This window comes from Streptomyces sp. BK022, assembly GCF_004217355.1.
Lineage (GTDB): Bacteria > Actinomycetota > Actinomycetes > Streptomycetales > Streptomycetaceae > Streptomyces > Streptomyces griseoluteus.
Window position 1 is genome coordinate 510670 of record NZ_SHKU01000004.1, and the last position, 26454, is coordinate 537123.

At 72.7% G+C, this 26454-nt stretch carries 23 protein-coding genes and 1 pseudogene; 9 read left to right on the plus strand and 15 right to left on the minus strand.

Features of this window, described 5'->3' with window-relative positions; all coding sequences use genetic code 11:
• The first annotated feature begins 45 nt into the window (after positions 1–45).
• Entirely contained in the window at positions 46–1293 is a 1248-nt protein-coding gene (locus EV284_RS19090; RefSeq protein WP_130335699.1) for an MFS transporter, read from the plus strand.
• A gap of 7 nt (positions 1294–1300) precedes the next feature.
• Here EV284_RS19090 and EV284_RS19095 read toward each other — a convergent pair.
• Positions 1301–2272: pseudogene (locus EV284_RS19095) on the minus strand (histidinol-phosphate transaminase); the annotation flags it as partial.
• Between the two features lie 5 nt (positions 2273–2277).
• Entirely contained in the window at positions 2278–3258 is a 981-nt protein-coding gene (locus EV284_RS19100) for a hypothetical protein (protein ID WP_130335712.1), read from the minus strand.
• Between the two features lie 311 nt (positions 3259–3569).
• On the opposite strand from EV284_RS19100, the gene EV284_RS33555 reads away from it, so the two are divergent.
• The 4 genes from EV284_RS33555 (at position 3570) to EV284_RS19120 (ending at position 9452) form a co-directional block, all read left to right on the plus strand.
• Positions 3570–5303: an AMP-binding protein gene (locus tag EV284_RS33555; RefSeq protein ID WP_130335714.1), complete on the plus strand. Its 1734-nt coding sequence runs from the start codon at positions 3570–3572 to the stop codon at positions 5301–5303.
• A 6-nt stretch (positions 5304–5309) separates the two neighbouring features.
• The gene (locus EV284_RS19110; protein WP_207229093.1) at positions 5310–7247 is read left to right on the plus strand and encodes an FAD/NAD(P)-binding protein; all 1938 of its coding nucleotides are present in this window, start codon (positions 5310–5312) and stop codon (positions 7245–7247) included.
• Positions 7244–8635, plus strand: coding sequence for a lyase family protein (locus EV284_RS19115; protein WP_130335718.1), 1392 nt, complete (start codon positions 7244–7246; stop codon positions 8633–8635). The genes EV284_RS19110 and EV284_RS19115 overlap by 4 nt, the downstream gene beginning before the upstream one ends.
• A gap of 82 nt (positions 8636–8717) precedes the next feature.
• On the plus strand, positions 8718–9452 hold the full coding sequence (locus EV284_RS19120) for an isocitrate lyase/phosphoenolpyruvate mutase family protein (protein WP_207229072.1): 735 nt from the start codon (positions 8718–8720) through the stop codon (positions 9450–9452).
• Between the two features lie 55 nt (positions 9453–9507).
• Here EV284_RS19120 and metK read toward each other — a convergent pair whose 3' ends face one another.
• The 5 genes from metK to EV284_RS19145 form a co-directional block, all read right to left on the minus strand.
• Complete coding sequence (metK, locus tag EV284_RS19125) at positions 9508–10695, minus strand: methionine adenosyltransferase (RefSeq protein ID WP_130335720.1); 1188 nt, start codon at positions 10693–10695, stop codon at positions 9508–9510.
• 66 nt (positions 10696–10761) lie between these two features.
• A complete protein-coding gene (locus tag EV284_RS19130) occupies positions 10762–11733 on the minus strand; it encodes an aldo/keto reductase (RefSeq protein ID WP_130335722.1) in 972 nt (323 codons plus the stop codon).
• 35 nt (positions 11734–11768) lie between these two features.
• Positions 11769–12623, minus strand: coding sequence for an NAD(P)H-binding protein (locus EV284_RS19135; RefSeq protein WP_130335724.1), 855 nt, complete (start codon positions 12621–12623; stop codon positions 11769–11771).
• Between the two features lie 28 nt (positions 12624–12651).
• Positions 12652–13713 (minus strand): ParB N-terminal domain-containing protein, encoded by a 1062-nt coding sequence (locus EV284_RS19140; RefSeq protein WP_242625724.1) that lies wholly within the window; start codon positions 13711–13713, stop codon positions 12652–12654.
• 530 nt (positions 13714–14243) lie between these two features.
• Positions 14244–14609, minus strand: a complete 366-nt coding sequence (locus EV284_RS19145) for a nuclear transport factor 2 family protein (RefSeq protein ID WP_130335726.1) — start codon at positions 14607–14609, stop codon at positions 14244–14246.
• A gap of 102 nt (positions 14610–14711) precedes the next feature.
• Here EV284_RS19145 and EV284_RS19150 point away from each other — a divergent pair, with 102 nt between their 5' ends.
• On the plus strand, positions 14712–15623 hold the full coding sequence (locus EV284_RS19150; protein ID WP_130335728.1) for a LysR substrate-binding domain-containing protein: 912 nt from the start codon (positions 14712–14714) through the stop codon (positions 15621–15623).
• Positions 15624–15684: 61 nt separating this feature from the next.
• On the opposite strand, the gene EV284_RS19155 is transcribed toward EV284_RS19150, so the two are convergent.
• The 8 genes from EV284_RS19155 to EV284_RS19190 form a co-directional block, all read right to left on the minus strand.
• Positions 15685–17253, minus strand: a complete 1569-nt coding sequence (locus EV284_RS19155; RefSeq protein WP_207229073.1) for an MFS transporter — start codon at positions 17251–17253, stop codon at positions 15685–15687.
• 43 nt (positions 17254–17296) lie between these two features.
• Positions 17297–18715, minus strand: coding sequence for an FAD-binding oxidoreductase (locus EV284_RS19160; protein ID WP_130335730.1), 1419 nt, complete (start codon positions 18713–18715; stop codon positions 17297–17299).
• A 131-nt stretch (positions 18716–18846) separates the two neighbouring features.
• Complete coding sequence (locus tag EV284_RS19165) at positions 18847–19446, minus strand: 4'-phosphopantetheinyl transferase superfamily protein (protein ID WP_165425579.1); 600 nt, start codon at positions 19444–19446, stop codon at positions 18847–18849.
• Positions 19439–20290, minus strand: coding sequence for an alpha/beta hydrolase (locus tag EV284_RS19170; RefSeq protein ID WP_130335734.1), 852 nt, complete (start codon positions 20288–20290; stop codon positions 19439–19441). Before EV284_RS19170 ends, EV284_RS19165 begins: the two co-directional genes overlap by 8 nt.
• A gap of 31 nt (positions 20291–20321) precedes the next feature.
• On the minus strand, positions 20322–21161 hold the full coding sequence (locus EV284_RS19175) for a hypothetical protein (protein WP_130335736.1): 840 nt from the start codon (positions 21159–21161) through the stop codon (positions 20322–20324).
• Positions 21161–21409, minus strand: a complete 249-nt coding sequence (locus EV284_RS19180; RefSeq protein WP_051720141.1) for a hypothetical protein — start codon at positions 21407–21409, stop codon at positions 21161–21163. The genes EV284_RS19175 and EV284_RS19180 overlap by 1 nt, the downstream gene beginning before the upstream one ends.
• Positions 21406–22284, minus strand: a complete 879-nt coding sequence (locus EV284_RS19185; protein WP_130335738.1) for a diiron oxygenase — start codon at positions 22282–22284, stop codon at positions 21406–21408. Before EV284_RS19185 ends, EV284_RS19180 begins: the two co-directional genes overlap by 4 nt.
• Positions 22285–22330: 46 nt before the next feature.
• On the minus strand, positions 22331–23041 hold the full coding sequence (locus EV284_RS19190) for a class I SAM-dependent methyltransferase (RefSeq protein WP_130335740.1): 711 nt from the start codon (positions 23039–23041) through the stop codon (positions 22331–22333).
• Positions 23042–23422: 381 nt separating this feature from the next.
• On the opposite strand from EV284_RS19190, the gene EV284_RS19195 reads away from it, so the two are divergent.
• The 3 genes from EV284_RS19195 to EV284_RS19205 all read left to right on the plus strand — a co-directional run bounded on the left by EV284_RS19195 (position 23423) and on the right by EV284_RS19205 (position 26415).
• A complete protein-coding gene (locus tag EV284_RS19195; RefSeq protein WP_207229074.1) occupies positions 23423–24619 on the plus strand; it encodes an acyl-CoA dehydrogenase family protein in 1197 nt (398 codons plus the stop codon).
• A 111-nt stretch (positions 24620–24730) separates the two neighbouring features.
• Positions 24731–25192 carry a PhzA/PhzB family protein gene (locus tag EV284_RS19200; protein ID WP_207229075.1) on the plus strand — a complete coding sequence of 154 codons (462 nt, stop codon included), beginning with the start codon at positions 24731–24733 and terminating at the stop codon, positions 25190–25192.
• A 50-nt stretch (positions 25193–25242) separates the two neighbouring features.
• Entirely contained in the window at positions 25243–26415 is a 1173-nt protein-coding gene (locus tag EV284_RS19205) for a 3-deoxy-7-phosphoheptulonate synthase (RefSeq protein ID WP_130335744.1), read from the plus strand.
• Positions 26416–26454 lie beyond the last annotated feature (39 nt).

Genomic DNA, 26454 nt, shown 5'->3' on the forward strand with positions numbered 1-26454 from the left:
GCCGGAAAGACTCCTTCCGGCACGAGCCCGTACGGAAGGAACCGAATGCGCGTCAGCCGGATCATCCCCCCACCCGGGCCGCCCAGGACCCTGGCCCTGGCGCAGCTCACCAACTCCGTGGGCGACGGCGCCTATTACGTGTGTTCGGTGCTGTACTTCAGCCGGTTCGTCGGGCTGTCCCCGACGCGGATCGGCGCCGCGCTCACCATCGGCTGGGCGCTCGGCGCCGTCGTCGGAGTGCCGCTCGGCCACCTCGCCGACCGGCGCGGGCCGCGCGGGATCGCCATCTGGATGTCGCTGGCCACCGGCGCCGCCATCGCCTCCCTGCTCCTCGTACGGACCTACCCGGCGTTCCTCGCCGCCGTGTGCCTCTACACCTGCTGCCAGTGCGGCCTGGCCGCCGCCCGGCAGGCCCTGCTGGCCGGTCTGGTGGAACCCGCCCGGCGCACCGAGACGCGGGCCTACCTCCAGTCGACCGTCAACGCGGGTCTCGCCCTCGGCGCGGCCCTCGGCGGCATCGCCCTCCAGCTCGACACCGAGGCGTCCTATCTCACGGCACTGGCGATGGACGCGGTCACCTTCGTCCTGGCCGCCTGGGTCCTCCGCCGGCTGCCCGCGCCCGCGAAGCAGCTCCCCTCGGCCGGCCGGCCCGCCGGACGCGCCCTCACCGTGCTCCGGGACCGCCCGTACGCGCTGGTCTCGCTGCTCAACATGGTCATGCTGCTGTACATGCCGCTGCTCAGCGTGGTGCTGCCGCTGTGGATCGTGCGGCGGACCGGGGCGCCGGGCTGGACGGTCTCGGCGCTGCTGGTGGTCAACACGCTGAGCGTGGTGGTCTTCCAGGTGCGGATGGCCGCGCGGGTGACGGGACTGCGGTCGGCGGCGCGCGCCGTGCGGCAGGCGGGGATCGTCCTCCTGCTGGCCTGCGTGTGCTTCGCGGTGTCGGCCGCCGGCACCTCGGCCTGGCTGCCGGTACTGGTGCTGCTGTTCGCCGCGTGTGTGCAGGTCTTCGGCGAGATGCTGCTCGGCTCCGGCTCCTGGGAGATCGGCTTCGCCCTCGCCCCGGCCGGCAAACAGGGCCAGTACCAGGGCTTCTACGGTGCCGGAACCGCCGTCGCGCGGCTCATCGGCCCGCTCCTGCTGACCACGCTCATCCTGTCCTGGGGCACCGGCGGCTGGCTGGTGGTGGGCACGCTGTTCCTGGCGGCGGGCCTCGCCATGGGACCCGCCGTGCGCTGGGCCGAGGCGCGACGCCCGGCGGAGATGCGGGAGCCGGCGCCGGTACGGGACTGAGTCAGTCTCAGGTGAGCGTCGCCGCGACCCGCAGCACGGCGTCGTTCGCCTCCGGCGAGCCCACCGTGACGCGTACGCCCTCGCCGGGGAAGGCCCGTACGGCGACCCCGGCGCGGGCGCACGCCTCGGCGAACTCTGTCGTGCGCTCGCCCAGTGGCAGCCACAGGAAGTTGGCCTCCGACGCGGTCACGGGCACGGTCGGCCGCAGCGCGCTGGTCAGCCGGTCGCGTTCCTTGACCACCGCCTCCACCCGCTCCAGCAGCTCGTCCTCGGCCGCCAGCGAGGCCAGGGCGGCGGACTGGGCGAGCGCGTTCACCCCGAACGGCACGACGGTGTGCCTGATGCGGGCCGCCACCTCCTCGTGCGCCACCGCGTAGCCGACCCGCAGCGCGGCCAGGCCGTACGCCTTGGAGAAGGTCCGCAGCACCACCAGGTTCGGCCGGTCCCGGTACAGCTCGATGCCGTCGGGGACCTCGGGGTCGCGCACGAACTCCCGGTACGCCTCGTCCAGCAGTACCAGGACGTTCTCCGGCACACGGTCCAGGAAGGTATCCAGCCCGGCGCGCGTGACGGCGGTGCCGGTGGGGTTGTTGGGGTTGCAGACGACGGCCAGGACGGTGCGCGGGGTGATCGCGTCGGCCATCGCCGCCAGGTCGTGCCGCTCCTCGCGCAACGGCACCCGGACCGAGGTGCCCCGGCAGATGTCGGTGAGGTGCGGATACGCCTCGAACGACGGCCAGGCGTACAGCACTTCGTCGCCGTCACGGACCACGGCGTGCAGCAGATGATGGGTGACGCCCACCGAACCGGCGCCGGTCACTATGTGCGAGCGCGGCACTCCGTGGCGGGCGGCGAGGGCGTCGGCCAGCTCGGTCACCGCGCGGTCGGGATAGCGGTTGAGACCGCCGGCCGCCTCGGCGAGCACGGTCCGCACCGAGGGCAGCGGAGGATAGGGATTCTCGTTCGCGGCCAGCGCGTGTCGGGTCATGGACGCGTTTCTCCTGGAGTCGCTCGTGGGCGCGGGGAATTACCGGAACCCTGCCCGGACGGGTAATGATCGCTCAATGCCATGAGATATCCGAGCTGCAGCCGGTGCTGCGCGCCGTAATCCTCTTTCAGGCGTGCCACATGACTTTGCAGTGAACGCAGGCTCAATCCCAGACGCCGGGCAATCTCCTTGTCCGAACGGCCCTCGATCAAGAGTTTCCGGATCGATTCCCGCATGTCCGGGATCACTTCTCCGGCGGCCTCCGCGGCGCGCACCGGGACGAAGGGAAACGGTTCGGCGCGGTCCCACTGCCGGGTGAACACGTCCATGAGGAAACCGACCACGGCCGGCTCCCGGACCAGCACCGCGGTCTGCCGGTCCCGGCTGCCCGGGATGAACGCGGCCGACCGGTCGATGATGATGAGCCGCTCGAAGAACTCCGGCAGTGTGCGCACCTGGACACCGAACTCGGTCACCACCTTGACGTAGTGCTTGGTCGGCTCGTCGAACCGCGTACTGTGCTGGTAGAGCGTCCGCATGGCCACCCCGGCGGCGAGCTGCCGGCGTACCGAGGCGAGCGCGTCGCGCAGCACCGAGGGCGGGCGCGAGCCGTCCGGCTGGGCGGTGAGGATCTCCTCGCGGGCCCCCGCCAGCTCATTCTGAATGGCCCGGTTGATGTCCGGAAGGCCGTTCAGGTACTGGAAAGCGGAGTTCACACTGCCGGTTTCCCGGGTGACCGGACGGGTGCCGGAGGCGCTTCGCGGCTCCGGGGGTGCCCAGTCGGCCTGCTCGGCGACGGCACGGGAAAGGCCACTCAGGGCTTCGGCGACGTTGCGCATGGTGGTGCGGTAATCGGGGACCTCCTCGGTGAGGCCGGCGGAGCAGGCGGCTATCGCCTCCTGGAGCGGTCCGGGCCCGTGCTCGTCCAGGGGTGTCCCGGTCATTTCCGTGCCCGATTTACGCTGAGCTGTTTCCATTTCCATCCTTCGTTTCACGGCACTGCGCCGACCCGAAGCATGTTAGGTCTTCTGTGTTCGTTCACCGAAGGGTGACGGTTGTTCTGTCGGAGGATCAAACCGCGAACCCACCGACGCTCGCGTATTTTCCTGACCGTGATTTCCGATGCCCTTGTCGAAGAGGGGGAGCCATGTACGGCATAATCGCCGGTGTTCAGTCGCTCGGGTCCGACGACGTCGGCTGGAACCGTTGCAGCCGGTAGTGCGCCACCGTCTGAGCGGCGGACGACACCACCGCGCCCGGCGGCGCGCCCGACAGGAGGAAACCGAGCGTGAGGGCCGTTGAGACCGTCCTGCGCGAACACGCCGAGGACGGCGACCGCCCACTGGTGGAGGCGACGGCCGAGGACGGCACCGCCGTCGTCCACTCCTACCGCGAGATCACACGTGCCGCCCGCGCCCTGGGGGACCGCCTGGACCTCGGTCCCCCGCACAGGGTCGGCATCCTCTGCGGCGACACCGCCGAGGCCGTCGTCGCCGAACTCACCCTGCTGGCACGGCGGCTGACCGGTTGCCCCGTACCGCCCGGCGCCTCCGCCCGCACCGCTGCCGCCCTGCTGGCGGACGTGTCCGCCGTCCTCGTCGACACCCGCGGCATGGCGCTGCTGGCCGGCTGGGCGGGCCGGGACGTGCTGCCCGAGGGCTGCCCGGTCGTCCCGGTCGACCTCGGCGCGCTCAGCGACTCGGCGTCCGGTCCCTACCGCGTCCCCGAGGACGACCGGGACTGGATCTGCAAGATCCTCCCCGCCTCAACGGGCTCGGCCGGCCGGTTCGGCATCCGCGCCCACGGCGTCGCCGCCCATCTCGACTCCTTACGGGCCGAGTTACCGCAAGGGGCCTTCGCCCGCTGCGCGGTCACCGTCCCGCTGGGCGCCCTCGCCCACCAGGTGGCCGCCACCCCGATGGCCATCGCCGACGGCGGCTGCCTGCTGTTACCCCCGCGGGACATCCCCGCCACCGCCCTGCCGGACTGGACGGCGACCGCCCGCCCCACCGCGCTGGCCGTCACCCCGCCCGCCGCGACGGCGCTGATAGGCGCGGCCCGCATCGCGCGCCGCGAGGGCAGACCCGTACCGGCCGCCCTGTTCGGCACGCCCGGGGTGCCGCTGCTGTGGTGCGGCACGGAGGTGCCCCATCCGCTGCTCCGCGAGTGCGAGGGCCTCGGGCTGCCGGTGTATGCCGGGTACGGGCTGGCCGGCAACACCGGTGCGGTGAGCTGGAACACCCCGGCCGCCCGCAGGTCCGGCACCGTCGGCCGGCCTCTGTCCCACGTCCACGCCGAGATCGGGCCCGACGGCGAACTGCTCGTCAAGGGAGCCGGGCTGGCCGTCTCCCTGAGCGCCGACGCCCCGGCCGACGGCTGGCTGCACACCGGGGTGCGGGCCGCCATCGACGCCGACGGGTTCGTCCACCTCGTCCGTCCGGACCGCGCCCGGCCCGCCGGGGAACCGCTGACCCCCGAGATCGGCCGCCTGCTGTACTCCCTGGTCCGTTCCCTGCGCGCGGACTGCGTGGTGGCCTTCGACGGCACCGCCGACGGCTCCCTCGACCAACTCGCCGCCGGGGCACGCGCCAACGGCGCCGGGCACATCGTCGGCCACGTGCCCGACGCCCACCGGGCCGCCGACACCCGCGCCCGGCTCACGGCCGCCGGACTGGCCCCCTGGGCGGAGGTCCGCCACACCGGACTGCACGACCTCGGCCGCGCCCCCGTCCCGGTCGACCTCGCCCTGCTCGACTGCCGGCCGGACCTGACCCTGCCCGCGCTCACCGCGCTGGAGGAGCGGATGCGTCCCGGCACCATCGTGCTCGCCCTGGGCTCCGCCCCCACCGGCCCCTACCTCGACCGGGTGCGCGACGGCGAGGACTACCTGTCCATGCCCCTGCCGGTCGGCCCCGGAGTGGAGGTCTCCATCCGGCTCACCCCGGCCGCCGCTCCCCACCGCCCCGGTCCCCGTCCGGTACCCGGACCGGCCACGCCCACTCCACAGTCCAGCGGAGAGTGACCCTTGATCAGCACACCCTCGGAGATATGCGTCGTCGGAGCGGGCCCCCGCGGCCTGTCCGTCCTGGAGCGACTGCTCGCCCAGGAACGCAAGTCGCCCTCGCGCGACCGGCTCACCGTGCACCTCGTCGACCCCTCGCCGCCGGGGCCGGGCCGGGTCTGGCGCACCCGGCAGTCCCCGCACCTGCTGATGAACACGGTGGCCTCCCAGGTCACCCTGTTCACCGACAACAGCGTCAACATCGTCGGCCCGGTCGAGGACGGCCCCAGTCTGTACGAGTGGGCGCGCCGCCTGGCGGACACCGGTACCGCCGACGAGTCGATCGCGGCCGAGGCCCGCGCCCTCGGCCCCGACTCCTACCCCACGCGCGCCTTCTACGGCCACTACCTGCGCTGGGTCTTCGGGCGTCTGATCGCCGGCGCCCCGGCCCACATCACCGTCCGGGTGCACGCCTCGCGGGCCGTCGCCCTGGACGACACGGGTCCCGCGCCGCACGGCCCGCAGAGCGTGCGCCTGGCCGACGGCACCGAACTGACCGGGCTCGACGCCGTCGTCCTCGCCCTCGGCCACCTCCCGAACCGGCCCGGCGACGAGGAACGGCGGTTCGCGGACTTCGCCGCCACGCACGGACTGACCTATCTGCCACCCGCCAACCCCGCCGACCACGACCTCTCCGGCATCGGCGCCGGACAGCCGGTGCTGCTCCGCGGGCTCGGCCTCAACTTCTTCGACTACCTCGCCCTGTTCACGCTCGGCCGGGGCGGCTCCTTCGCGCGGGTCGGCGACCGCCTGGTGTACCGGGCCTCCGGCGAGGAACCCCGCATGTTCGCGGGCTCCCGGCGCGGGGTGCCGTACCACGCGCGCGGCGAGAATCAGAAGGGTGCCCACGGGCGCCACGAGCCCCGGCTGCTGGACCAGGACAGGGTCGCCTCCCTGCGCGAACGCGCCCGGCGCGGCGAGCGGTTGAGCTTCCGGGCCGACCTGTGGCCGCTGATCGTCCGCGAGGTCCAGGGCGTCTACTACGCGGCCCTGCTCACCGCGCGCGGCCAGGACGCCACCGCCTTCGAGGACGCCTACCCGCACGTCCCGGAGAGCGAGGAGGACGCGTTCCTCGACGCGGCGGGCATCGGCGCGGCCGACCGCTGGGACTGGGCGCGCATCGCCCGGCCGTACGGGGACCGGGAGTTCACCTCCGTCGCCGACTACCGGGCCTGGCTGCTCGGGCATCTGCGCCAGGACGTGGCCGACGCCCGCGCGGGGAACGTCACCGGCCCGCTGAAGGCGGCCCTGGACGTGCTGCGCGACCTGCGCAACGAGATCCGCCTCGTGGTGGACCACGACGGTATCGACGGCGCCTCCTACCGCGATCAGCTGCACGCCTGGTACACCCCGCTCAACGCCTTCCTCTCCATCGGCCCGCCCGCCTCCCGCATCGAGGAACTCACCGCGCTCATCGAGGCCGGGATCGTGGAGATCCTGCCGCCCGGCCTGCTCGTGGACACCGTGGCGGACGGCCCCGCCTTCGTCGCCCGCACCCTCGGCGGAGCGGACGTCGCCCCGCCCTTCGCCGCGCTCATCGAGGCCCGGCTGCCCGAGCCCGACCTGCGGCACACCGCCGACCCGCTGCTGCGCCACCTGCTGAGCACCGGCCAGTGCCGCCCGCACCGCATGCCCACCGGGCACGGCGGGGTCTACGAGACCGGCGGGCTCGACGTGTCGCCGCGCCCCTACCGGCTCGTCGACGCCGCCGGACGCGCCCACCCCCGGCGCTTCGCCTACGGCGTACCCACCGAGGCCGTGCACTGGGTCACCGCGGCGGGCATCCGGCCCGGCGTGGGCTCCGTGACGCTGGAGGACTCCGACGCCATCGCGCACGCCGTACTGTCCCTGCCCGCCCCGGTGTCCGCGCCGAGGACCCTCGGACCGGCGGAGGTGACGGCATGAGCGCCGGACTCGACTTCGGACTCCTGTCCCCGGTGCGGGCCGGGGTGCCCGTGGAGGAGGCGACCGGGGATCTGGCGTGGCTCCAGGCCATGCTCGACGCCGAGGCCGCGCTGGCCCGGGCCCAGGCCCGGCTCGGTGCCGTACCCGCCTCGGCCGCCGCGGTCATCACCGAGGCCGCCGACGCGCGGCGGCTGGACGCCCGCGCGCTCGCCCTCGCGGCCCGCGAGACCGCCAACCCCGTGGTCGGGCTGGTCCGCGCCTTCACCGCCGTGGTGGCGGCCGTCGACCCGGCCGCCGCGGAGTACGTCCACCGGGGCTCCACCAGCCAGGACATCCTCGACACCGGCACCATGCTGGTGGCCGCCCGCGCGCTGCGCCTCACCGTCGACGACCTGCGCGCCGCCGCCGAGGAGCTGGCCCGGCTCGCCGGGGAGCACCGGGACACCGTGATGGCCGGGCGCACCCTCGCCCTGCACGCCGTGCCCACCACCTTCGGGCTCAAGGCGGCGGGCTGGCGGTCCCTGGTACTGGACTCCGCCGACCGGCTCGGCCGCGTCCTGGACCACGGCCTGCCGGTCGCGCTCGGCGGCGCGGCGGGCACCCTCGCCGGATACCTGGAGTACGCCCGGCTCGACGGAGCCGCCGGCGAGGACGACTCCGGCGGCTACCTGGACGCCCTCACGGCCGCCTACGCCGACGAGACCGGCCTCGCCCGGCCCGTCCTGCCCTGGCACGCGCTGCGCACCCCGGTCGCCGATCTCGGCGCCGCGCTCGCCCACACGGCGGCGGCGCTGGGCAAGATCGCGATCGATGTCCAGGTACTGGCCCGCACCGAGGTCGGCGAGGCGGCCGAGCCGGCCCCGGCGGGCCGGGGCGCCTCCTCCGCCATGCCGCACAAGCGCAACCCGGTCCTCGCCACGCTGATCCGCTCGGCGGCCCTTCAAGTACCGGTGCTGGCGGCCGGCTTGACCCAGTGCCTCACCACCGAGGACGAGCGGTCCGCCGGCGCCTGGCACGCCGAGTGGACCCTCCTGCGCGAGTCCCTCCGGCTGACCGGCGGCGCCGCGCACACCGCCCTCGACCTCGCCCGGGGGCTCACGGTCCACCCCGACCGCATGAGCGCCAACCTGGCCCTGACCGGTGGCCAGGTCGTCTCGGAGCGCCTGGCCGCCGTCCTGGCCCCCCGCCTGGGCAAGGCGGAGGCGCGGCGGCTGCTGAGCGAGGCGTCGGGGCGGGCGGCGAACGAGGGGGTACCCCTGGGCGAAGTCCTCTCGGCACTACCGGAGTTGGCGGGCGTGCTGGAGGGCGCGGAGCTGACCGGACTGCTCGACCCGGCTCACTACACGGGGGCGGCGGGAGCGTTGGTGGACCGGGCGCTGAAACGCTGAGGGTGGCACAGGACGGACGCGGCCCGCGTTGCCTACGCTGGCCGCGTCTCGTCCGTGCCCGACCGTCCCCAGGAGGCGACCTGTGCCCAGCCGTAGTCGGACCGAGGAGTTCCGTGAGCTGCACCGGAGGCCGGAACCCGGTGATCCGCTGGTGATCCCCAACGTCTGGGACGCGGTGAGCGCCCGGGTGTTCGCGGATGCCGGGCACCGGGTGCTGGCCACCTCCAGTGCCGCGGTGGCCGCTGTGCTCGGGTACGCCGACGGGGGAGCCGCCCCGGCGGACGAGGTGTTCGAGGCGCTCGCGCGGATCATCCGCGCCGTCGACGTCCCGGTGACCGTCGACATCGAGGACGGCTACGGACTCACACCGGCCCGGATCGTGGAGCGGCTGCTCGGCGTGGGCGCGGTCGGGTGCAATCTGGAGGACACCGACCATGCCTCCGGCAAAATCAAGAACGCCGCCGAACATGCCGACTGGCTGGGGGAGTTCGTCACGGCGGCCGGGGGCCGGGTGGTCCTCAACGCCCGCGTGGACACTTTCCTGCACGGCGCCGGCGACGCGGAGGAGGCGATCGGCCGGGGCCGCCTGTACGCCGAGGCGGGGGCGGACGTGGTCTATCCGATCCTGGCCCCGGCCGATCTGCTGCCCGAGCTCGCCAAGGGCGTCCCTGCCCCGCTGAACGCCCTGTACCTGCCGAATGGACCGGCTCCGGCGGAGCTGGGCCGGCTGGGTGCCGCCCGGGTCACCTTCGGCGGCGGCCTGCACCAGCGGGCCGAGGCCGCCCTCACGGAGATCGCCCGCACGCTGCCGGCCTGAGCGCGGGCACGGAAAGGTGCGCCCCGCCCGGACCCAGGGCGGGGCGCACCCGTGGTCACAGCCCGGCCACCGCGCGGAGCGCCTCCGCCCGGTCCGTCCGCTCCCAGGTGAACTCGGGCAGCTCGCGGCCGAAGTGGCCGTACGCCGCCGTCCGGGCGTAGATCGGCCGCAGCAGGTCGAGATCGCGGATGATGGCCGCCGGGCGCAGGTCGAAGACCTCGTCGACGGCCTTGCCGATCGCGTCGACGCCGACCCGGTGGGTGCCGAAGGTCTCGATGAACAGCCCCACCGGCTCGGCCCGTCCGATCGCGTACGCGACCTGCACCTCGCAGCGCGCGGCGAGACCGGCGGCCACGACGTTCTTCGCCACCCAGCGCATCGCGTACGCGGCACTGCGGTCCACCTTGGACGGGTCCTTGCCCGAGAAGGCGCCGCCACCGTGGCGGGCCATCCCGCCGTAGGTGTCGATGATGATCTTCCGGCCGGTCAGCCCCGCGTCGCCCATCGGGCCGCCGATGTGGAAGCGCCCGGTGGGATTCACCAGCAACCGGCAGCCCTCGGTGTCGAGTTCGATGCCCTCCCCGGCCAGCCGCGCCAGCTCCACCTCGACCACGTTCCGGCGCACCTCGGGCACCAGCAGGTCCTCCAGCGAGACGTCCGCCGCGTGCTGCGCGGAGACGACGACCGTGTCCAGCCGGACCGCCCGGTCCCCGTCGTACTCCACGGTGACCTGGGTCTTCCCGTCGGGCCTGAGATACGGCATGTTCCCGGAGCGGCGCACCTCGGTGAGCCGCTGGGCCAGCCGGTGCGCCAGCCGGATCGGGAGCGGCATCAACTCCGGGGTCTCGTCGGTCGCGTAGCCGAACATCAGGCCCTGGTCCCCGGCGCCCTGGGCGGCCAGCAGGTCATCGCCGTCCGCGTCGACACCGCGCGCGATGTCGGGGGACTGGGCCCCGATGGAGACGGACACCCCGCAGGAGGCACCGTCGAACCCCTTCGCGGAGGCGTCGTAGCCGATGTCGAGCACGGCCTCGCGGACCAGGGCGGGCACGTCGGCCCAGGCCCGCGTGGTGACCTCGCCGGCCACGTGCACCTGGCCGGTGGTGATCAGGGTCTCCACGGCGACGCGTGAGCGCGGGTCACGCGCCAGCAGCGCGTCGAGGACCGTGTCGCTGATCCGGTCGGCCATCTTGTCGGGATGGCCCTCGGTGACGGACTCCGAAGTGAACAGACGGCGGGGCATGACACTCCTCGGGTTGCAGCGGCTGCTGACGGTGCGGGGTGGCCGGGCCGGGTGCCCGGCCGGGTGTCACCAGGCGTACGCCTCGGGCGCGGGCCGGTGACCGGGGAAGATCTCGTCGAGCCGGGCCAGCGCCTTCGGCTCCAGCCCGACGTCCAGCGCGGCGAGGGCACTGTGCAACTGGGCCACGGTGCGCGGGCCGACGACGGGCGCGGTGACGGCCGGCTTGGCGAGCAGCCAGGCCAGCGCGACGTGCCCCGGCTCCTGGCCCAGCTCGGCGGCGAAGTCCTCGTACTCCTGGATCTGCGGGCGCCTGCCGGCCAGCGCGGCGGCAGCCCGCCCGGCCGTGCGCCGCACGCCCCGGCGTTCGTCGCGGAGCACCCCGGCGAGGAGGCCGCTGTGCAGCGGGGACCAGGGGAGCAGGCCGATGCCGTAGCGCCGGGCGGCCGGGATCACCTCCAGCTCGACGGTGCGTTCCAGGAGGTTGTAGTGGGACTGCTCGCTCACCAGGCCGGGCAGCTGCCGGGCACGCGCGCTCTCCTGGGCCTCCGCCAGGTGCCACCCCGCGAAGTTGCTGGAGCCGACGTAGACGATCTTGCCCTGACCCACCAGGACGTCCATGGCCTGCCAGATCTCGTCCCACGGGGTTGACCGGTCGACGTGGTGCATCTGGTACAGGTCGATGTGGTCGGTGCGCAGCCGTCGCAGGCTGGCCTCGACCGCCCGGCGGATGTGCAGCGCGGACAGCCCGCCCTCGTTGGGCCAGTCGCCCATGTCCGAGTACACCTTGGTGGCCAGCACCGTCCGCTCGCGGCGCCCCCCGCCCAGCGCGAGCCAGTTGCCGATCACCGTCTCGGTCAGGCCGGGGTGCTCGGGCCAGCCGTACAGGTCGGCGGTGTCGACGAAGTTGACGCCCGCGTCCAGGGCGGCGTCCAGGATGCGGTGCGCCTCGGCCTCCTCGGTGTGCACCCCGAAGTTCATGGTGCCGAGGCAGAGCCGGGAGACGCGCAGACCGCTGCGGCCGAGCTGGGTGTACTCCATGACGTCCTTTCGGGGCCGGTCCGGGACCGGCGGAATCAGCGGAAGTCGCCGGCGTGGTCCGCGGCCCAGCGGTCGAAGGTGCGCGCGGGCCGGCCGGTGAGGTCCTCCACGGCCGAGGTGACCGGCAGGGCGGTGGCCGGGTCGGCCTCGGTCTGGGACCACTCGTTCAGCAGGTCGGCGACGATCCCCGGCCGCAGGAAGCGCTCCGCCTCGGACCGCCAGACCTCCGGGTCGGTCCGGGCCACCCGCAGCGGCCGCCCGCTCGCCTCCGCGATCGCGGCGACCTGCTCCGCCTGGGAGACGGGCGCGGGCCCGGTGACCGTGTACCAGCGCCCGTGGTGGCCGTCCGTCCGCAGCGCGGCCACGGCCGCCGCCGCGAGGTCGGCCTCGTGCACCACCGGGCACACGGCGTCCGGATGGGGCAGCCGTACCACCCCGTCCGCCCGCGCGCCCGGCGCCCACCACAGCGCGTTGGTGGCGAAGGGCGCCGGCCGGAGCACCGTCCACCGCTCCGGCCCGTTCTCCGCGAGCGCCGCCTCGGCCGCCCGGTACCTCGGGTAGACCCAGGAGGACCGGTCCCGCGCCGTGTGTCCCGCGGCCCAGGCCCCGGTGAACAGCACCACCTTCTCCACGCCCGCGCGTTTCGCCATCGCCGCGAATGCCGGAATGGCGTCGAGAACCGGGAAGAGGAATACCGAGGACACCCCGTCGAGCGCCGGATAAAGGCTTTCCGGGTCGCTCAGATCGCCGCGTACGACATGCGTCCCGGACGGAACTCTCGCGTTTTCCGGGTCACGGGTCAAGACGCGCACTTCTTCGCCCGCTGCCAGCAGTTCCCGCAATACATGGCGGCCCGTCTTGCCGGTGGCCCCGGTCACCAGAATTGTCATGCGGAGAGCATAGGGAGAATCGCTGCATTCAGGCGATGGTGTTCACCGCTCCCCGGCCGTCGACCGCACGCGCCCGCTCCTCCAACTGCTGGGCCGCGTCCCGCCACGAGGCCGCGCATTCCCGGGCCGCGGCCGCGACCTTGGCCGCGCAGTGCGGCGGAATCCGGTCCACCAGTTCCTCCCAGCGCCGGTTCGCCAGCGCGTGGGTGTCCAGCAGCCGCAGCAGGAACCGGCCGTGCTCGGTGAGCCGTATCGACGGGTCCCGCCTGAGCAGCAGCAGGGTCTCGGCCAGCGCGAAGGCGGTCACACCGCCCTGCTCCGATCCGCGTGAGGCGGGCGCAGGGACGGCCGGCCTGTGCACCGGGCCGCCGGACGGCCGCCCGCCGAGGGTCGGACTCGCGCCCTTCTGCACGCGCTCGCGCACGTCGCGTGCGGTCGCCAGGGACAGCCCGCTCTCCCGGGCGATCTCCCGCAGCGTGGCCTGCGGATGGCTACGCGCGTATTCCCCCGCCAGCCGGCGCCGCTCGGAGTTGTCCACCGGGCGCGACCGGCCGTCCCGGCCGATCCGGGCGTTCAACTGAGGAATTGCGTCACCCGAACGACGCCGGATCGAGCCCACCGTCTTCGGCGACAGTCCGGTGGCGGACGCGATCATCCGGTCCGACCAGTCCGGGTGCGAGCGGATGATGCGCAGCGCGGCCGCGTTGCGGTCGGCGCGGGTCAGCGGCAGCCCGTGGTGGGCGTTGCGCTCCACCGCCAGCAGGAACGCGTCCTTGGCGGTGCCGTCGAAGTACTGCACGTCGATGTGGGTCTGCCCGTTGAGCCGGGCGGCCCGCAGCCGGTGGACGCCGTCGATGACGCGGAGCGTGGCGCGGTGCACGATGATCGGCGGCAGCGGCGAGACGCACTGCGCCAGGTGCCGGACGTGTTCCTCGTTCTCCCCGGATATACGGGGGGAGTCGTCGGTCGACAACGACTCGATGGGCGCGCGGGTCACCGGCAGGCTGTCCGCCTGCGCGTGCCACATTTCCGCCGACTCGCAGATCACCGGGGCGGCGAGGTGAATTCCTCTGGTTTCCGTCACAGCCATTCTCAATCTCCTGTTCATATGTCCGTACGGGGGCATAAAGATGCGAGATTGACGCGCGTGGCCACAGACCGGTCGACCGGTTCGGGACACCCCTGAGGGTGCCGGGAGAAACCGGCGGTGGTGTGTCGGGGCGGTCAGCGACCGTGCGCGAATACCCGGCCGTAACAACAGACCGGGGATACACGAGAGCCCGGCCTCCGGTGGTGCGCCGCGCTCAAGGGGCGGCGTGGACCGAGTGGGCCGGGCTGGAAGGGGCGGCTCCGGAAAAGAGGCCGCCGCGCCGAAAAGCGGCGCCAGGAATCGCGTATCACTGTGAAGAGCCTCCCCCGTTTGGCTCTGGACCTGCTGCCGTGCACCATATCCGGTGCCGGTGAATCGTCAACGCGCGATGAGAGAAATCGTCCGGACCGGAACCGGTGCCTCGTGGAGACAACAGGTTTTTCGGCCGGGCGTCCCGCGTCGCGCACCGGGCGCCAGCCGTGTGGTGGCCGGTGGCGCCCAGGCGAGGATGGCCAGAAAGCGACAGGCCGTCAGCTCGTCGGCGGGCGGAACTCCGGCTGGTCGATGATGCGCAGCCAGCTGCCGTCCGCCTGGCGCCTGACCACCTGCGCGCGGGCGCCCGAACCGTCCCTGGGCGGCGTCGAGGTGAGCGCGATGTCACCGAACACCAGCGTGGGCAGGGGCTCCTCGGGCTCGAAGCGCGGCCCGTTGGACAGCACCTTCTCCCAGAGCTGGCGGATCGCCTCCCGGCCCACCGTGGTGCTGCCGGGCGGGTAGGCCATCACGGCCTCCTCGTCGTACAGCGCGGCGAGGCCGGCGGCGTCACCCGCGTTGGCGCGCTCCACGAAGAGACGGGTGAGGTCTTCCGGCTTCAGGGCCTTCTCGTTCTCGGACACAATCATCCTTTCCTGCGGTCCGGGTACCAACGTGGCAATTTTCCGTCATTGGCCGAGAACAAGTCCAATCAATCATCCGGATCGGCGTTATAATTTGGAGTTATGGAGATCAGGCAGCTCAGGTACTTCATCGCCGTGGCACAGGAAGCCAATTTCACCAGGGCCGCGGAGCTGGTGCATATCAGCCAGCCTGGGATCAGCGCCCAGATCCGCCAGCTGGAGAACGACCTGGGGGCCACCCTGATCGACCGCTCCGGCCGCAGTGTGCAGCTCACGGCGGTCGGCGAGGTGGTGCTGGCGCACGCCAAGTCCGTGCTGTCCTCGATGGACTCGCTGCGGCAGGCCGTGGACGAGATGAACGGCCTGGTCCGGGGCAAGCTGGTCGTCGGCATGGTCACCGCCTGCACCGTCCAGCCGCTGTTCGACGCGCTGTCCGGCTTCCATCTGGCCCACCCCGGCGTCGAGATCAGCCTGCTCGAGGACGATTCGGCCAAGCTGGTCGAGTACGTCCGGGAGGGCACCGTCGACCTGGCGCTGATCGGCGCCGCCCATCGCGCGCCGGACGACCTGGACGGCTGGCAGGTGATCAGCGAGCCGATCGTCGCCGCCGTGCCGCACGAGCACCCGCTGGCCGAAAAGGACGGGGTCACCCTCGCCGAACTGAGCGCCTTCCCGCTCGTCTGCCTGCCCGAGGGGACCGGAATCCGGGCGACGCTGGACCAGGCTTCCGCCGCGCTGGGCCTCACCCCGACCATCGCGCTGCAGGCGAGCGCGCCCGGCGCGGTGATGCAGCTGGCCGAGCGGGGCCTCGGGGTCGCGGTGCTCTCCGAGTCGATGACCGGCCATCAGAAGGGGCTCAAGACCGTCGCCATCACCGACGCCGACGTCCCCGCGGTACTCGCCCTGATCTCCGCGCCCACCAAGAGCCCCGCGCTGCGCGAACTGCTGCTGCACTGCCGGCAGTCCTTCGGCGAGCCGGCTGCGACGCAGGTCGCCTCGATGAGCGGCGCGTGACCCGACAGCACGAAGAGCGGGCCCGTCGGCGACCGACGGGCCCGCTTTCCGTTGACCGGACTCAGCTCTCCGCCGCCACCGGGGACTGACCGGGAGCGTCGTTCGTCGCGGGCTTCGGCTGCTGGGCCGCCTGGAAGTCGGCGGGCCGGATCAGCACCAGGGCCAGCACACCACCGAGCAGGGCCAGGCCGGCCGACACGGCGAGCAGGGTGTTGAGGCCGTCCACGAACCCGGTCGTGGCGATCTGCTGCACCTTCTCCCCGTACTGCTCCGGCACCAGCCGCACCGCCTCACCGGTCTCGCCGCCCCGCGTCAGCGCGGCCAGCTGGTCGCTGCGGCCCGCCAGTTCGGGCACCCCACGCAGTCCGTCGCGGAAGCGGTCGCTGATGACACCGGCGAAGGTCGAGCCGAGCACCGCGACACCCGCGCTCACACCGAGCTGACGGAAGGTGCCGTTCACACCCGACGCCATGCCGGACCGGGAGAAGTCCACGACGCCCACGGCCGTGGAGGCCAGCGGCGGGTTCACCAGACCGGCGCCGACACCGCCCAGCACCAGACCGGGGATGAAGTGCTCCCAGCCGCTGGACGCGGTGATCCCGCTCATCAGCAGCAGGGCGGCACCGACCAGCAGCAGCCCGACGCCGATCATGTAGCGGGGCTGCACCTTGGCGCTGAGCCGCCCGGCGACCAGGGAGGCGACCAGCATCGACAGCGAGGCGGTGAGCAGGCGCAGGCCCGTCTCCAGCGAGGAGTAGCCCAGCGCCTCCTGGAAGTAGATCGCCAGGAACAGGAACATCGCGAACAGCGAGCCGTTCATGGCGAACGCGGCGATGGAGCCGCCGACGAAGGTGGGGATGCGGAACAGCCTCAGGTCGAACATCGGCTGCTCGGACTTCGCCTCCACCAGCAGGAAGGCGAGCAGCAGCGCCGCGCCCGCCACCAGACCGGTCACCGCCCGGCCGTCGCTCCACTCGGTCTCGCCGGCGCGGATCAGACCGTAGACCAGGGTGGCGAGGCCGCCGGTGAGCAGGACGAAGCCGGGCCAGTCCAGCTTGCGGGCGAACGGCGACTTCGACTCGTCCACGCGCAGCGCGATGATCAGCGCCACGATCACACCGATCGGCACGTTGACCAGGAAGATGCCCCGCCAGCTGATGCCGCTGGAGATCAGGCCGCCGGCCACCGGGCCGATGGCGGAGGCGAGGCCGGTGACCATGCCCCACACGCCGAACGCCATGCCGCGTTCCTTGCCCTGGAAGCTGCCCGCGAGCAGCGCCAGACCGGTGGCGAACATGACCGAGCCGCCCACGCCCTGGAGCACCCGGGACATGATCAGCATCAGCGGCGACTGGGCCACACCGCACAGCAGCGAGGCGACCGTGAACAGGGCCACGCCGATCGCGTAGAGGCGCTTGCGGCCGAACCGGTCGGCCAGCGTGCCGCTGGTCAGCAGGAAGGAGGCCAGCGCCAGCGCGTAGCCGTCGATCACCCACTGGAGGTCGGCGAAGCTGGCGTTCAGGTCACGCTGCACATCGGGCATGACGACGTACACGATGGTGGTGTCCAGCAGGAGCATGAACGTCCCGCCGCACACCCCCAACAGGGTCCACCATTTCTTTTCCATCATCGTTCCTTCTGCTGTCCTGAGCGGTCGGCCCGCGGCCCGTCAGCTACGGGCCGGGGGAGGGGTTCGGCGGGATGTTGTGGTTCAGCCGGAAGAGGTTCCCGGGGTCGTGGGCGGCCTTGATCCGGACCAGGCGCGCGTAGTCGCCGGGTTCGTACGCCCGGCGCACCTGGTCGGGGGTGGCGGCGGCGCCGTAGAGGAAGTTCAGGTTGCGGCCCGTGGTGCGCGGGGACAGGGCGTCGGTGAGCCGGGTGTGCGCGGCGCGGACGGTGTCGGCGGTGTCGTCGGTGACCCGGTCGAGCACCGCGAGCAGATAGCCGGCCGAGCGGTGGCCGACGCAGTTCGGCACCCGCGGCGGCCGGGCCAGCGCGCCGCCCAGATGGCGCACCTCGACGATGCTGGTGATCGGCGCGTCCGGGCCGGACAGCTCCAGTACGGTCCGCACCGCGCCCGCGTCCAGCCCCGAGAGCATCGCGTTGGTCCCCACGTACGCGGCCGGCGCCACCGGGTCGTTGTGGATGGAACCCGACTCGGTGTACGGCAGCTCGCGCACCGCGTCCGCCAGCCGGGGACCCAGCGCCCGCAGCGGGGCGACCAGCCGCTCCCCGTCGGCCGCGTCGCCGAGGTAGGCGATCCGGACGTGCACCACGTACCGCCCGCGCAGCGGCGGGGGCAGCGTCGGCGCGTCGGGCAGCGGGACCAGGGCCAGGGAGGAGGTCATCTCCTCGGGGACCGTCTCCGTCCAGCGCAGGTAGGCGTTGAGCACGCGCTCGGCCGAGGCGCCGTCGAAGTACAGGCCCCCGCCGTAGAGCCCGGCCACCGGCATCAGGTCCACCTCGAGGCCGGTGACCAGTCCGAAGTTGTCCCGGCCGCCGCGCAGCGCCCAGAACAGGTCCGGGTCGCTGTCGGCGGTGACCTCGCGGGGCCGGCCGTCGGCGGTGACGCACTCCACGCGCCGGACGTGGTCGGCGGCGTACCCGAACCTGCGGGCCAGCAGGCCGATTCCGCCGCCCAGGGTGTAGCCGACGACGCCCACGTCCGGGGCGCTGCCGCTGAGCGGGGCCAGACCGTGCGGCGCGGCCGCCTCGACGACCTGCTTCCACCGCGCGCCCGCGCCCACGAAGGCGGTCCGGGCGGCCGGGTCGATGCGTACCTCGGTCATCCGGCGGGTGCTGACGAGGACCCCGGTGCGGGCGGGCAGCGCGGGGGCGTGCCCGGTGGCCTGCACGCCCACCGGAAGGTCGCGCGCGGCGGCGAACTCCACCGCGAGCTGGACGTCCTTGGGCTCGGTCGCGCCGACGACGAGCGCCGGGCGGTGCGGCCGGTGGGTCTGGTAGCGGGCGCGTTCCTCGTCGTAGCCGTCCTGGCCCTCGGCGAACAGCGGGCCGGCGACGTGCTCGGCCAGTCGCCGGGCGGCCGCACTCAGGTCCTCGCGCGCGGTGAGCGGTTCGGGGCGAGCGGGCACGGTCCGTTCCTTTCGTCGAGGGACGACAGTGCCGCTGACGGGGGTCGCTGCGGCACTGCCGTCCCAGTCATGGTCCCGACGATGCGATCAGAAGTCCAAGACCTAGTTTTTCTGGGATACCGAACTTTTGGTTATGGATCAGCGGTGACCGCCACGGCCAGCGCGAACGCCGGTGCCGACAGCTCCCCGACCAGCGCGTACCGGTCCCCGGCCCGCGCCCACAGGCGCCCGTCGCGGAGGCCGAGCCGCACCCGCCAGAACAGCCCGCCATGGGCGTCCACGCACTCCGAGAGCGCCTTGAAGGCGGCCTCCTTCGCGGCGAACAGCCGCCGCAGGCCCGGGGGATCGGCGCCGGGCCACAGCTCGGCCCGCTCCCGCTCGTCCAGCAGGAACCGGTGCAGCCGGAGGTCCGGGCAGCGCGGCTCCAGGTCCACGCCCACCCCGCGCGCGCCGGGCGCGACGGCGGCCACCGCCAGCGCGGTGCTGTGGGTCACCGAGGCCGGGAACCCCGCCGGGCTCATCGGCGCCCCGCTGTAGGCGCGGCCCACCGACGTGACCGGGCTGCCCGCGCGCCGCAGCGCCGCGCCCACCGCGTGCCGGCCGGCCCGGTGCTGGGCCGCGCCGGTACCCGGCGGGGCGACCGCGGCGCTCGCCAGCACCACCCGCCGGACACGACCGGGGCTCCCGAGCAGCCATGCGCTCGGGAGCCCCGGAAGCGGTGTCTCAGTCACCCGTCCCGGCGACCCGCTCGACGAACGACTCCACCTCCCGCTGGAACCACTCGGGCTCCTCCAGGAAGGCCAGATGCCCGCCGTCCGGCACGGTGACGGTGACGGCGTCCGGGAACAGCCCCACCATCTCCCGTACCGCGTCCGTGCTCAGCGAGAAGTCGTCCCCGCCGACGAACAGCAGGGTCGGGGCCGCCACCTTGGTCATGATCTGCGGGTCCAGCGGTGCCTTCACCGACACCGCGAGCCCGGCGCGCAGGGACTCCACGGTGTGGATGCCGAGGAAGTTCTGCTTGCGGCCCATGAACCCGATGGGCCCCGCCTCCTCCACCGCCCGGTCACCGGAGACGAGCGGGTACAACTGCTCGTACAGCACGCCCAGTCCGGACGTCTCCAGCGTCTTCAGCCAGGACTTGGTGATCCGGCGCAGCCGCTGCGGGCCGTGCGGGCTCATCGCCGGCCCCGCCAGGATCAGGCCCTGCACCCGGTCCGGGTGGGCCACGGCGAAGTCCCGGCAGATCAGCGTCGAGAACGACGTGCCCACCAGGATCGCCTTCTCCAGGCCCAGCCCGTCGAACAGGGCCGACAGGTCGCTGATGTGGTCCTCCCACACCGGCTCCCCGGCGTGCCGGCTGGAGTCGCCCTGGCCGCGCAGGTCGTATGAGGTGAGCCGGGCCGTGGTGGCCAGCTTCGCGGTGTAGGACCGCCAGGACTTGCGGTCCATGAAGAAGTTGTTGACGAGGACGATGTCGGGGCCGGACCCGCGTCGCTCGTACGCTATCCGGATGTCGTCGCTCACCTGGATCTCGCCGGTCTCCAGGGCGTCGTCGACGGTCGTGTCGGTCATCGGCTCACTTTCGGCGGAGGGCGGGCGGGGCTCAGACGGCTTCGAGGACCGCCTCGGCGGCGGACCGGGCGTCACCGAACCGGGTGGTCAGCGCGTGCACCCACCGCTCCAGGCCGAAGGCCAGGCAGCTGGTGGAGGCGGGCGCGCCGTCGGGCAGGGAGATCGCGCAGCGCTCCCCGAAGAAGTTGCGGTGGTAGTTCACCGACCCGATGGCCAGGCCGTCCACCACGAACTCCTCCTTCACCGGGAAGAGCCGCTGCATCGTGGCCCGTGACCCGGTGCGGTCGAAGAACGGGTCGGTGGCGACCTCGGTGCTCATCTTCAGGCCCAGCCGGTCGGCGAGCCCCAGCACCTGCTCCTTGGCCCGCTTCAGGTGCTCGGTGGCGCCCTCGGGGGAGCCGACGAACACGATCTCGCGCATGCTGAAGCCCAGCAGCCTGCGCAGGCCCTCGTAGCGCGTCTCGTTGCGGAAACAGGTGGCGACCGTGGTGAAGCGGTTCTCCGTCGCCGGAAGGGCCTGGTCCTTCAGATCGAAGTAGACCGAGTAGCAGGCGGCCGAAGGCAGCGCCAGCGCAGCGTCGTTGAGAACGGAGGCCGGCAGCTCCGCCAGCGGGCTCGCGGCACCGGCGCGCAGCTCCCCGAGCCGGGCCGGATCGGCCGCGACGGCCGCCAGACCCAGGTGCGGGAAGTTCTCGTAGTAGTCGATGGACTCCAGGTCAACCGGCCGCAGCAGGAACGGGTAGCGCCGCTCCGCCGCCTCCCACTCGTGCGCCCAGGACAGCACCAGCGAGTCGAACGCGCGCAGCAGCCGCAGCTCGTCCGGGCCGAGGACGCCGAGGCCGTTGTCCGTCGTCCCCGTCGCGGTGCCCATCAGCGCGCCGCCGCGCCGTGCAGGAAACGCTTGTCGATGGCGCGCAGGGTGCGGAAGTCCTCGACGTCGATCTCCTCGGGGTCGATGGTCTCCCCGCTCAGCTCCTCCAGCAGGTAGAGGAACTCGACGAACGCCAGCGAGTCCACCGCGCGGCGGTCGATCAGGTCGTCGTCCAGGTTCAGCTCGCCCACCTCGGGGTTGCGCTGGTGGATGAAGGTGAGGATCTTGGTCAGCTTGTCGTCGCTCATGCCGATGCTCCTTGGACCTGAAGGCCGTTGCGGGCGAGGAACTTGCGGGTGCGGTTGAGGATCGCGTCGTGCGCGGCGTGCCGGGCCGGGTGTTCCAGCAGGCGGCGGCGCAGTTCGAGGGGCTGGTCGAGCCCGGCGTCGCGGTACACGGCCGGGTTGTACAGGCTGCGGACGCTGTACTCCAGGTACGTCTCCAGGTAGTTGGCCAGCACCGGGATGTCCTCCGGGCGGCTCTCCTTGACCTGGTCCAGCAGCTGGGTGAACAGGTGCCGCCCGAAGGCGACATGGCGGCTCTCGTCCTGGTGGTGGACGCGGTTGATCTCCTGCGCGATGGGCGGCAGCGCATCGTCCGTCGCCATCCGGGCGTTGAAGTAGTCGACCAGCTCCTCGAAGATCAGGATGCGGGCGAAGATGACCAGTTCGGTCGCCGCGTCGCCCACCCCCTCGATCCGGCCCGGACCGACCTGCGGCACCGCCGGGTACACCTTCCCGCCGTACTTCAGGCAGAAGGTCCCGAAGAACCACATGTGCTCGTTCTCCTCACCGATGAAGTGGTGGAGGAACTCCGAGGCGTCGGCGTAGGTCTTGGTGTGGATGCGGAGCACGACCTCGCTGAGCAGCTCGCGGATGCCGTGCACGTTGAGGCTGAAGAAGTTCACCGCCTCGAACCGGGTCAGGGCGAGCTGCTGCTCCCGCGTCAGCTTCCCCCACTCCTCGGTGCCGGCGAGCGTGACCAGGTCCTCGCTCATCCACGGCCGGTCGGTGCCGAGGGACTCGGGCCAGTCGAAGATCGTGTACGGGTTGTAGTAGTCGGACTCCGCCATCGCTTCCAGCCGGGCCAGGTCCAGCTTCACGGGTTTGACGGTCGTCGGCATCGGCAGACCTTCTTTCGGGGAACGTTGCGGTACGGCGGCGCGCGGGTCAGGCGCGCTCGGCCAGGACGGACCAGACCGGCAGCTGGGTGCGTCCCGCCTCGTCGATCTCCACCTGGACGCCGGTCTTCTCCAGGAAGGTGCGGGTGGCCTCGGCCACGCCCCAGTAGACGGTCCGGGTCAGCTCCGTCACCGTCCAGCCGGCCCCGGTCAGCACCTCGCGCACCGTCTCCTCGGAGACGGACAGCGGCTCGGGCATCCCGCCGGGGACCGCCGCGAAGCACAGCATGTCCAGCCAGGCACCGGGCCGGGCGGCCCGGCCGAGCGCGGCGGCGTACCGGCGGCGCCCGTCCGCGTCGAGCGTGTGGAACAGCGCGCTGTCCAGGACGGTGTCGAAGCGGCCCTCGTATCCGGCCAGGCTGGTGGCATCGGCGACGGCGAACTCGATCTCCGTGGCGCCTTCCTGCTTCGCCGCCCGCTCCCTGGCCCGCTCGATCGCCGTGGAGGCGGCGTCGACGGCGGTGACCCGGTAGCCGCGGGCGGCCAGGAACACGGCGTTGTCACCCAGACCACAGCCCGCGTCCAGCACCTCGCCGCGAATTCGTCCGCGGCGCTCGAATTCAAGCACACCGGGCTGCGGTTCACCGATGTCCCAGGGGACCCGGGTGATCCCGGCGTCACCCAGCAGTTCACCTCCGCGATATACGGCGTTGAAGTCGGCGGTCGCGTAATCGTAGGACTTCTGGGCGCTATTGCTCATGCCAGTCTCCTGAGGAATAGATCCGGCGTCCGGCCCTGTCGAACCAAAGGGATTACCACAGCCTCCGGCGCCCGCGTAAGGCGTGCCGACGCGCTCCGGCGCCCGTTCAACCGAGGAGATTCCACGGTTGAACGCCCGTTCCCTGGTGGCCGGGTGGACGGAAAGAGCGTATTCCGCTTTTCCCGGCCGCGGGCGCCCGGCGACGGCGGTCAAGCGGAACGAAAAGTTTCGTATCCGGCGCGGCGAATTCAACGGGGGTGGCTGCGCCGAACGGGCCCACGTACGATGCCGGGGCGGCCGGAGGAAACGGACCGCCAATCGTCCGGAGCGCCATCCGCACCGGGGCTCTCTGCGTCCCGAAAATCCGGAAGGAAAAAGAAATTGCGCGGTTCAGGAAATAACCTCGACGCGCGTGCCGCGGAGCTGGTGAACCAGGCCGCCGGCCTTCGCGAGGAACTCTGGAAACGCGCCGCCGACAGCGACCGCGACCGGCGGCTGCCCGACGAGGTCATGGCCCGCGTCACCGGCGCCGGACTGACCCGGCTGCTGGTGCCCGAGAGCAACGGCGGCCACGAGACCTCGGTACGCACCCTGCTGGAGGTCTGTACCGAGCTGGGCCGCGGCTGCGTCTCCGCGGCCTGGGTCGCCGGCGTGCTCAACGTCGGAAACTTCGTCGTCTCCCTCTTCCCCGAGCGCACCCGCGCCGAGGTCTGGGACGACGACCCCGACGCCCGTACCGCGCTCATCCTCGGTGCCCCCGTGCGCACCGTGGAACCGGTGGACGGCGGGGTCCGGGTCAGCGGTGAATGGCCCTACGCCTCCGGCTCGCTGCACGCCGAGTGGATCGGCGGACTGCTGCTCGCCGACACCGGCACCGGACTCCAGCCGCACTTCGCGCTGATGCCGGCCGCCGACATCACCGTCCGCGACACCTGGCACTTCGTCGGGATGCGCGGCACCGGCAGCAACACGGTCGTCGCCGAGAAGGTGTTCGTGCCCGCGCACCGGCTGCTGCCCTACAAGCCCCTGATCGACGGCGAGAGCGACGGCCTGGTGCCGGCCGACCGCCGTTACCGGAACAGCCTGACCGGCGTCTTCATGGTCGGCCTGATCGGCTCGCTGCTCGGCGGCGCCGACACCGCCCTGCGCCACGCCCTGGACCACGCCGGGACCCGGCGCGTGGCCGGCACCACCTTCGCCAGCCAGGCCGAGTCGCCCACCGCCCGGCTCGCCCTCGCGGCCGCCGCCACCCGGCTGGACACCGCCCGGCTGCACGCCCGCCGCCTCGCCGACAACGTGGACGCGCACGCCCGGGCGGGGGAGAACCCCGACCTGCTCACCCGGGCCCGCGCCCGCATGGACGCCACCCATGTCGTCCAGCAGTGCCGCCAGGCCGTCGACGACATCGTCACGCTCTACGGCTCCTCCGCCCTGGACGAGTCCAACCCCCTCCAGCGGCTCTGGCGCGACATCCACACCGGCAGCCGGCACGCCGGCTTCGGCATGGGCGTCCCCGAGCAGGTCTACGGCAGCGCCCTGGTCGGCCAGGACCCGCGCGCCATCAGCATGCTGGTCTGACACCCCCGTACGACCACCGCGAACTCCCCTTCGTTCCGATGTGCTCCAGGCCCGTCCGCCCCGGCGCGGCAGCGGCCCTTCGCCTCCCAGTGACGGAAAGCGAGACCAGACATGTCCGACGAGTACGAGATCCGCGAACAGAACCGCGCCGTCGTCGCCCAGTACATGAACACCCGCGGCCAGGACCGCCTCAAGCGGCACCTGCTGTTCACCGAGGACGGCACCGGCGGCCTGTGGACCACCGAGACCGGCGAGCCCATCGTCATCAGCGGCCGGGACCGGCTCGGCGAGCACGCCGTCTGGTCGCTCAAGTGCTTTCCCGACTGGGCCTGGATCAACGTCGAGATCTTCGACACCCAGGACCCCGACCGGTTCTGGGTGGAGTGCGACGGCGAGGGCCAGATCCTCTTCCCCGGCTACGAGCCCGGTCTGTACCGCAACCACTTCCTGCACTCCTTCACCTTCGAGAACGGGAAGATCAAGCAGCAGCGCGAGTTCATGAACCCCTGCCAGCAGTTCCGGGCCCTCGGTATCGACGTCCCCGCGGTCCGCCGCGACGGAATCCCGACCTGACGCCGGCCGGCCGGCCCCCGGTCCCCGCCCCGACCCCGCAAGAGGAAGCCGTGCGCCCCTCCCTCCAGGACATCCACGCCTCACTCGCCCTGCAGCAGCCCCAGTGGGACGACGCCCGCCCGGTCGAGCGGGTGCGCGCCACCCTCCGCACCTGTCCACCCCTGGTCACCGCCGACGCCGCCGAAGGGCTGCGCCACCTGCTCGCCGACGTCGCCGCCGGGCGGGCCCTGCTGCTCCAGGCGGGGGACTGCGCCGAGGACCCCGCCGAGTCCAGCACCCGGCACGTGCGCCGCAAGACCGACCTCCTCGACCACCTCGCGGAGGCGGCCGGCGCGGTCACCGGCAAGCCCGTGCTGCGCGTCGGCCGGATCGCCGGACAGTTCGCCAAACCCCGCTCCAAGCCCGTGGAGCAGGTCGGCGGCATCACCCTGCCCGTCTTCCGCGGCCACATGGTCAACGCGCCCGAGGCCGACCCGGTCAGCCGCCGCGCCGACCCCGAGCGCATCCTCACCTGCCACCAGGCCGCCCGGGAGATCGTCCGGGAACTGGCGGACGTCAACGCCGGCCGGCCGCCCGCCGAACAGGTGTGGACCAGCCACGAGGCGCTGCTGCTCGACTACGAACTGCCCATGCTGCGCCAGGACGGCACCCGCACCTACCTGGGCTCCACGCACCTGCCGTGGATCGGGGAACGCACCCGCCGGCCCGACGGCGCCCATGTGCGGCTGCTCGCCGAGGTGTCGAACCCGGTCGCCTGCAAGATCGGCTCCGGCACCACCACCGAGGACGTCACCGCCCTGGCCCACCGTCTCGACCCGCACCGCGAGGCCGGCCGGCTCGTGCTGGTCGCCCGCATGGGCACCGACTTCGTGGCCAGCAGGCTGCCCCCGCTGGTGGAGGCCGTACGGGCCGCCGGACACCCGGCGATCTGGCTGTGCGACCCCATGCACGGCAACACCATCACCAGCCCCGCCGGCCACAAGACCCGCCTGGTGGACGCGATGCTCGCCGAGATCGAGGGCTTCGGCACCGCCCTGGCCGAGAGCGGCGGCGTCAACGGCGGCCTGCACCTGGAGACCACCCCGGACGACGTCACCGAGTGCGCCGCCGACGTCTCCCAGCTCGGCAGTGTGGGGGACCGGCACACCACGTTCTGCGACCCGCGGCTCAACCCCGGACAGGCGCTGCGCATGGTCACCGGCTGGGCGCACACCCTGCGCTGAGCCCCGCCGCGCCCCGGCAGGCCCCAGGGCCTCTCGTGT

What these genes read in the sequence shown, in the direction of transcription:
- EV284_RS19090 (WP_130335699.1), top strand. Translation starts at nt 46, where the DNA reads ATGCGCGTCAGCCGGATCATCCCCCCACCCGGGCCGCCCAGGACCCTG.
- EV284_RS19100 (WP_130335712.1), bottom strand. Translation starts at nt 3,258, where the DNA reads ATGGAAACAGCTCAGCGTAAATCGGGCACGGAAATGACCGGGACACCC.
- EV284_RS19115 (WP_130335718.1), top strand. Translation starts at nt 7,244, where the DNA reads ATGAGCGCCGGACTCGACTTCGGACTCCTGTCCCCGGTGCGGGCCGGG.
- metK (WP_130335720.1), bottom strand. Translation starts at nt 10,695, where the DNA reads ATGCCCCGCCGTCTGTTCACTTCGGAGTCCGTCACCGAGGGCCATCCC.
- EV284_RS19130 (WP_130335722.1), bottom strand. Translation starts at nt 11,733, where the DNA reads ATGGAGTACACCCAGCTCGGCCGCAGCGGTCTGCGCGTCTCCCGGCTC.
- EV284_RS19135 (WP_130335724.1), bottom strand. Translation starts at nt 12,623, where the DNA reads ATGACAATTCTGGTGACCGGGGCCACCGGCAAGACGGGCCGCCATGTA.
- EV284_RS19140 (WP_242625724.1), bottom strand. Translation starts at nt 13,713, where the DNA reads ATGGCTGTGACGGAAACCAGAGGAATTCACCTCGCCGCCCCGGTGATC.
- EV284_RS19150 (WP_130335728.1), top strand. Translation starts at nt 14,712, where the DNA reads ATGGAGATCAGGCAGCTCAGGTACTTCATCGCCGTGGCACAGGAAGCC.
- EV284_RS19155 (WP_207229073.1), bottom strand. Translation starts at nt 17,253, where the DNA reads ATGATGGAAAAGAAATGGTGGACCCTGTTGGGGGTGTGCGGCGGGACG.
- EV284_RS19170 (WP_130335734.1), bottom strand. Translation starts at nt 20,290, where the DNA reads ATGACCGACACGACCGTCGACGACGCCCTGGAGACCGGCGAGATCCAG.
- EV284_RS19175 (WP_130335736.1), bottom strand. Translation starts at nt 21,161, where the DNA reads ATGGGCACCGCGACGGGGACGACGGACAACGGCCTCGGCGTCCTCGGC.
- EV284_RS19180 (WP_051720141.1), bottom strand. Translation starts at nt 21,409, where the DNA reads ATGAGCGACGACAAGCTGACCAAGATCCTCACCTTCATCCACCAGCGC.
- EV284_RS19185 (WP_130335738.1), bottom strand. Translation starts at nt 22,284, where the DNA reads ATGCCGACGACCGTCAAACCCGTGAAGCTGGACCTGGCCCGGCTGGAA.
- EV284_RS19190 (WP_130335740.1), bottom strand. Translation starts at nt 23,041, where the DNA reads ATGAGCAATAGCGCCCAGAAGTCCTACGATTACGCGACCGCCGACTTC.
- EV284_RS19200 (WP_207229075.1), top strand. Translation starts at nt 24,731, where the DNA reads ATGTCCGACGAGTACGAGATCCGCGAACAGAACCGCGCCGTCGTCGCC.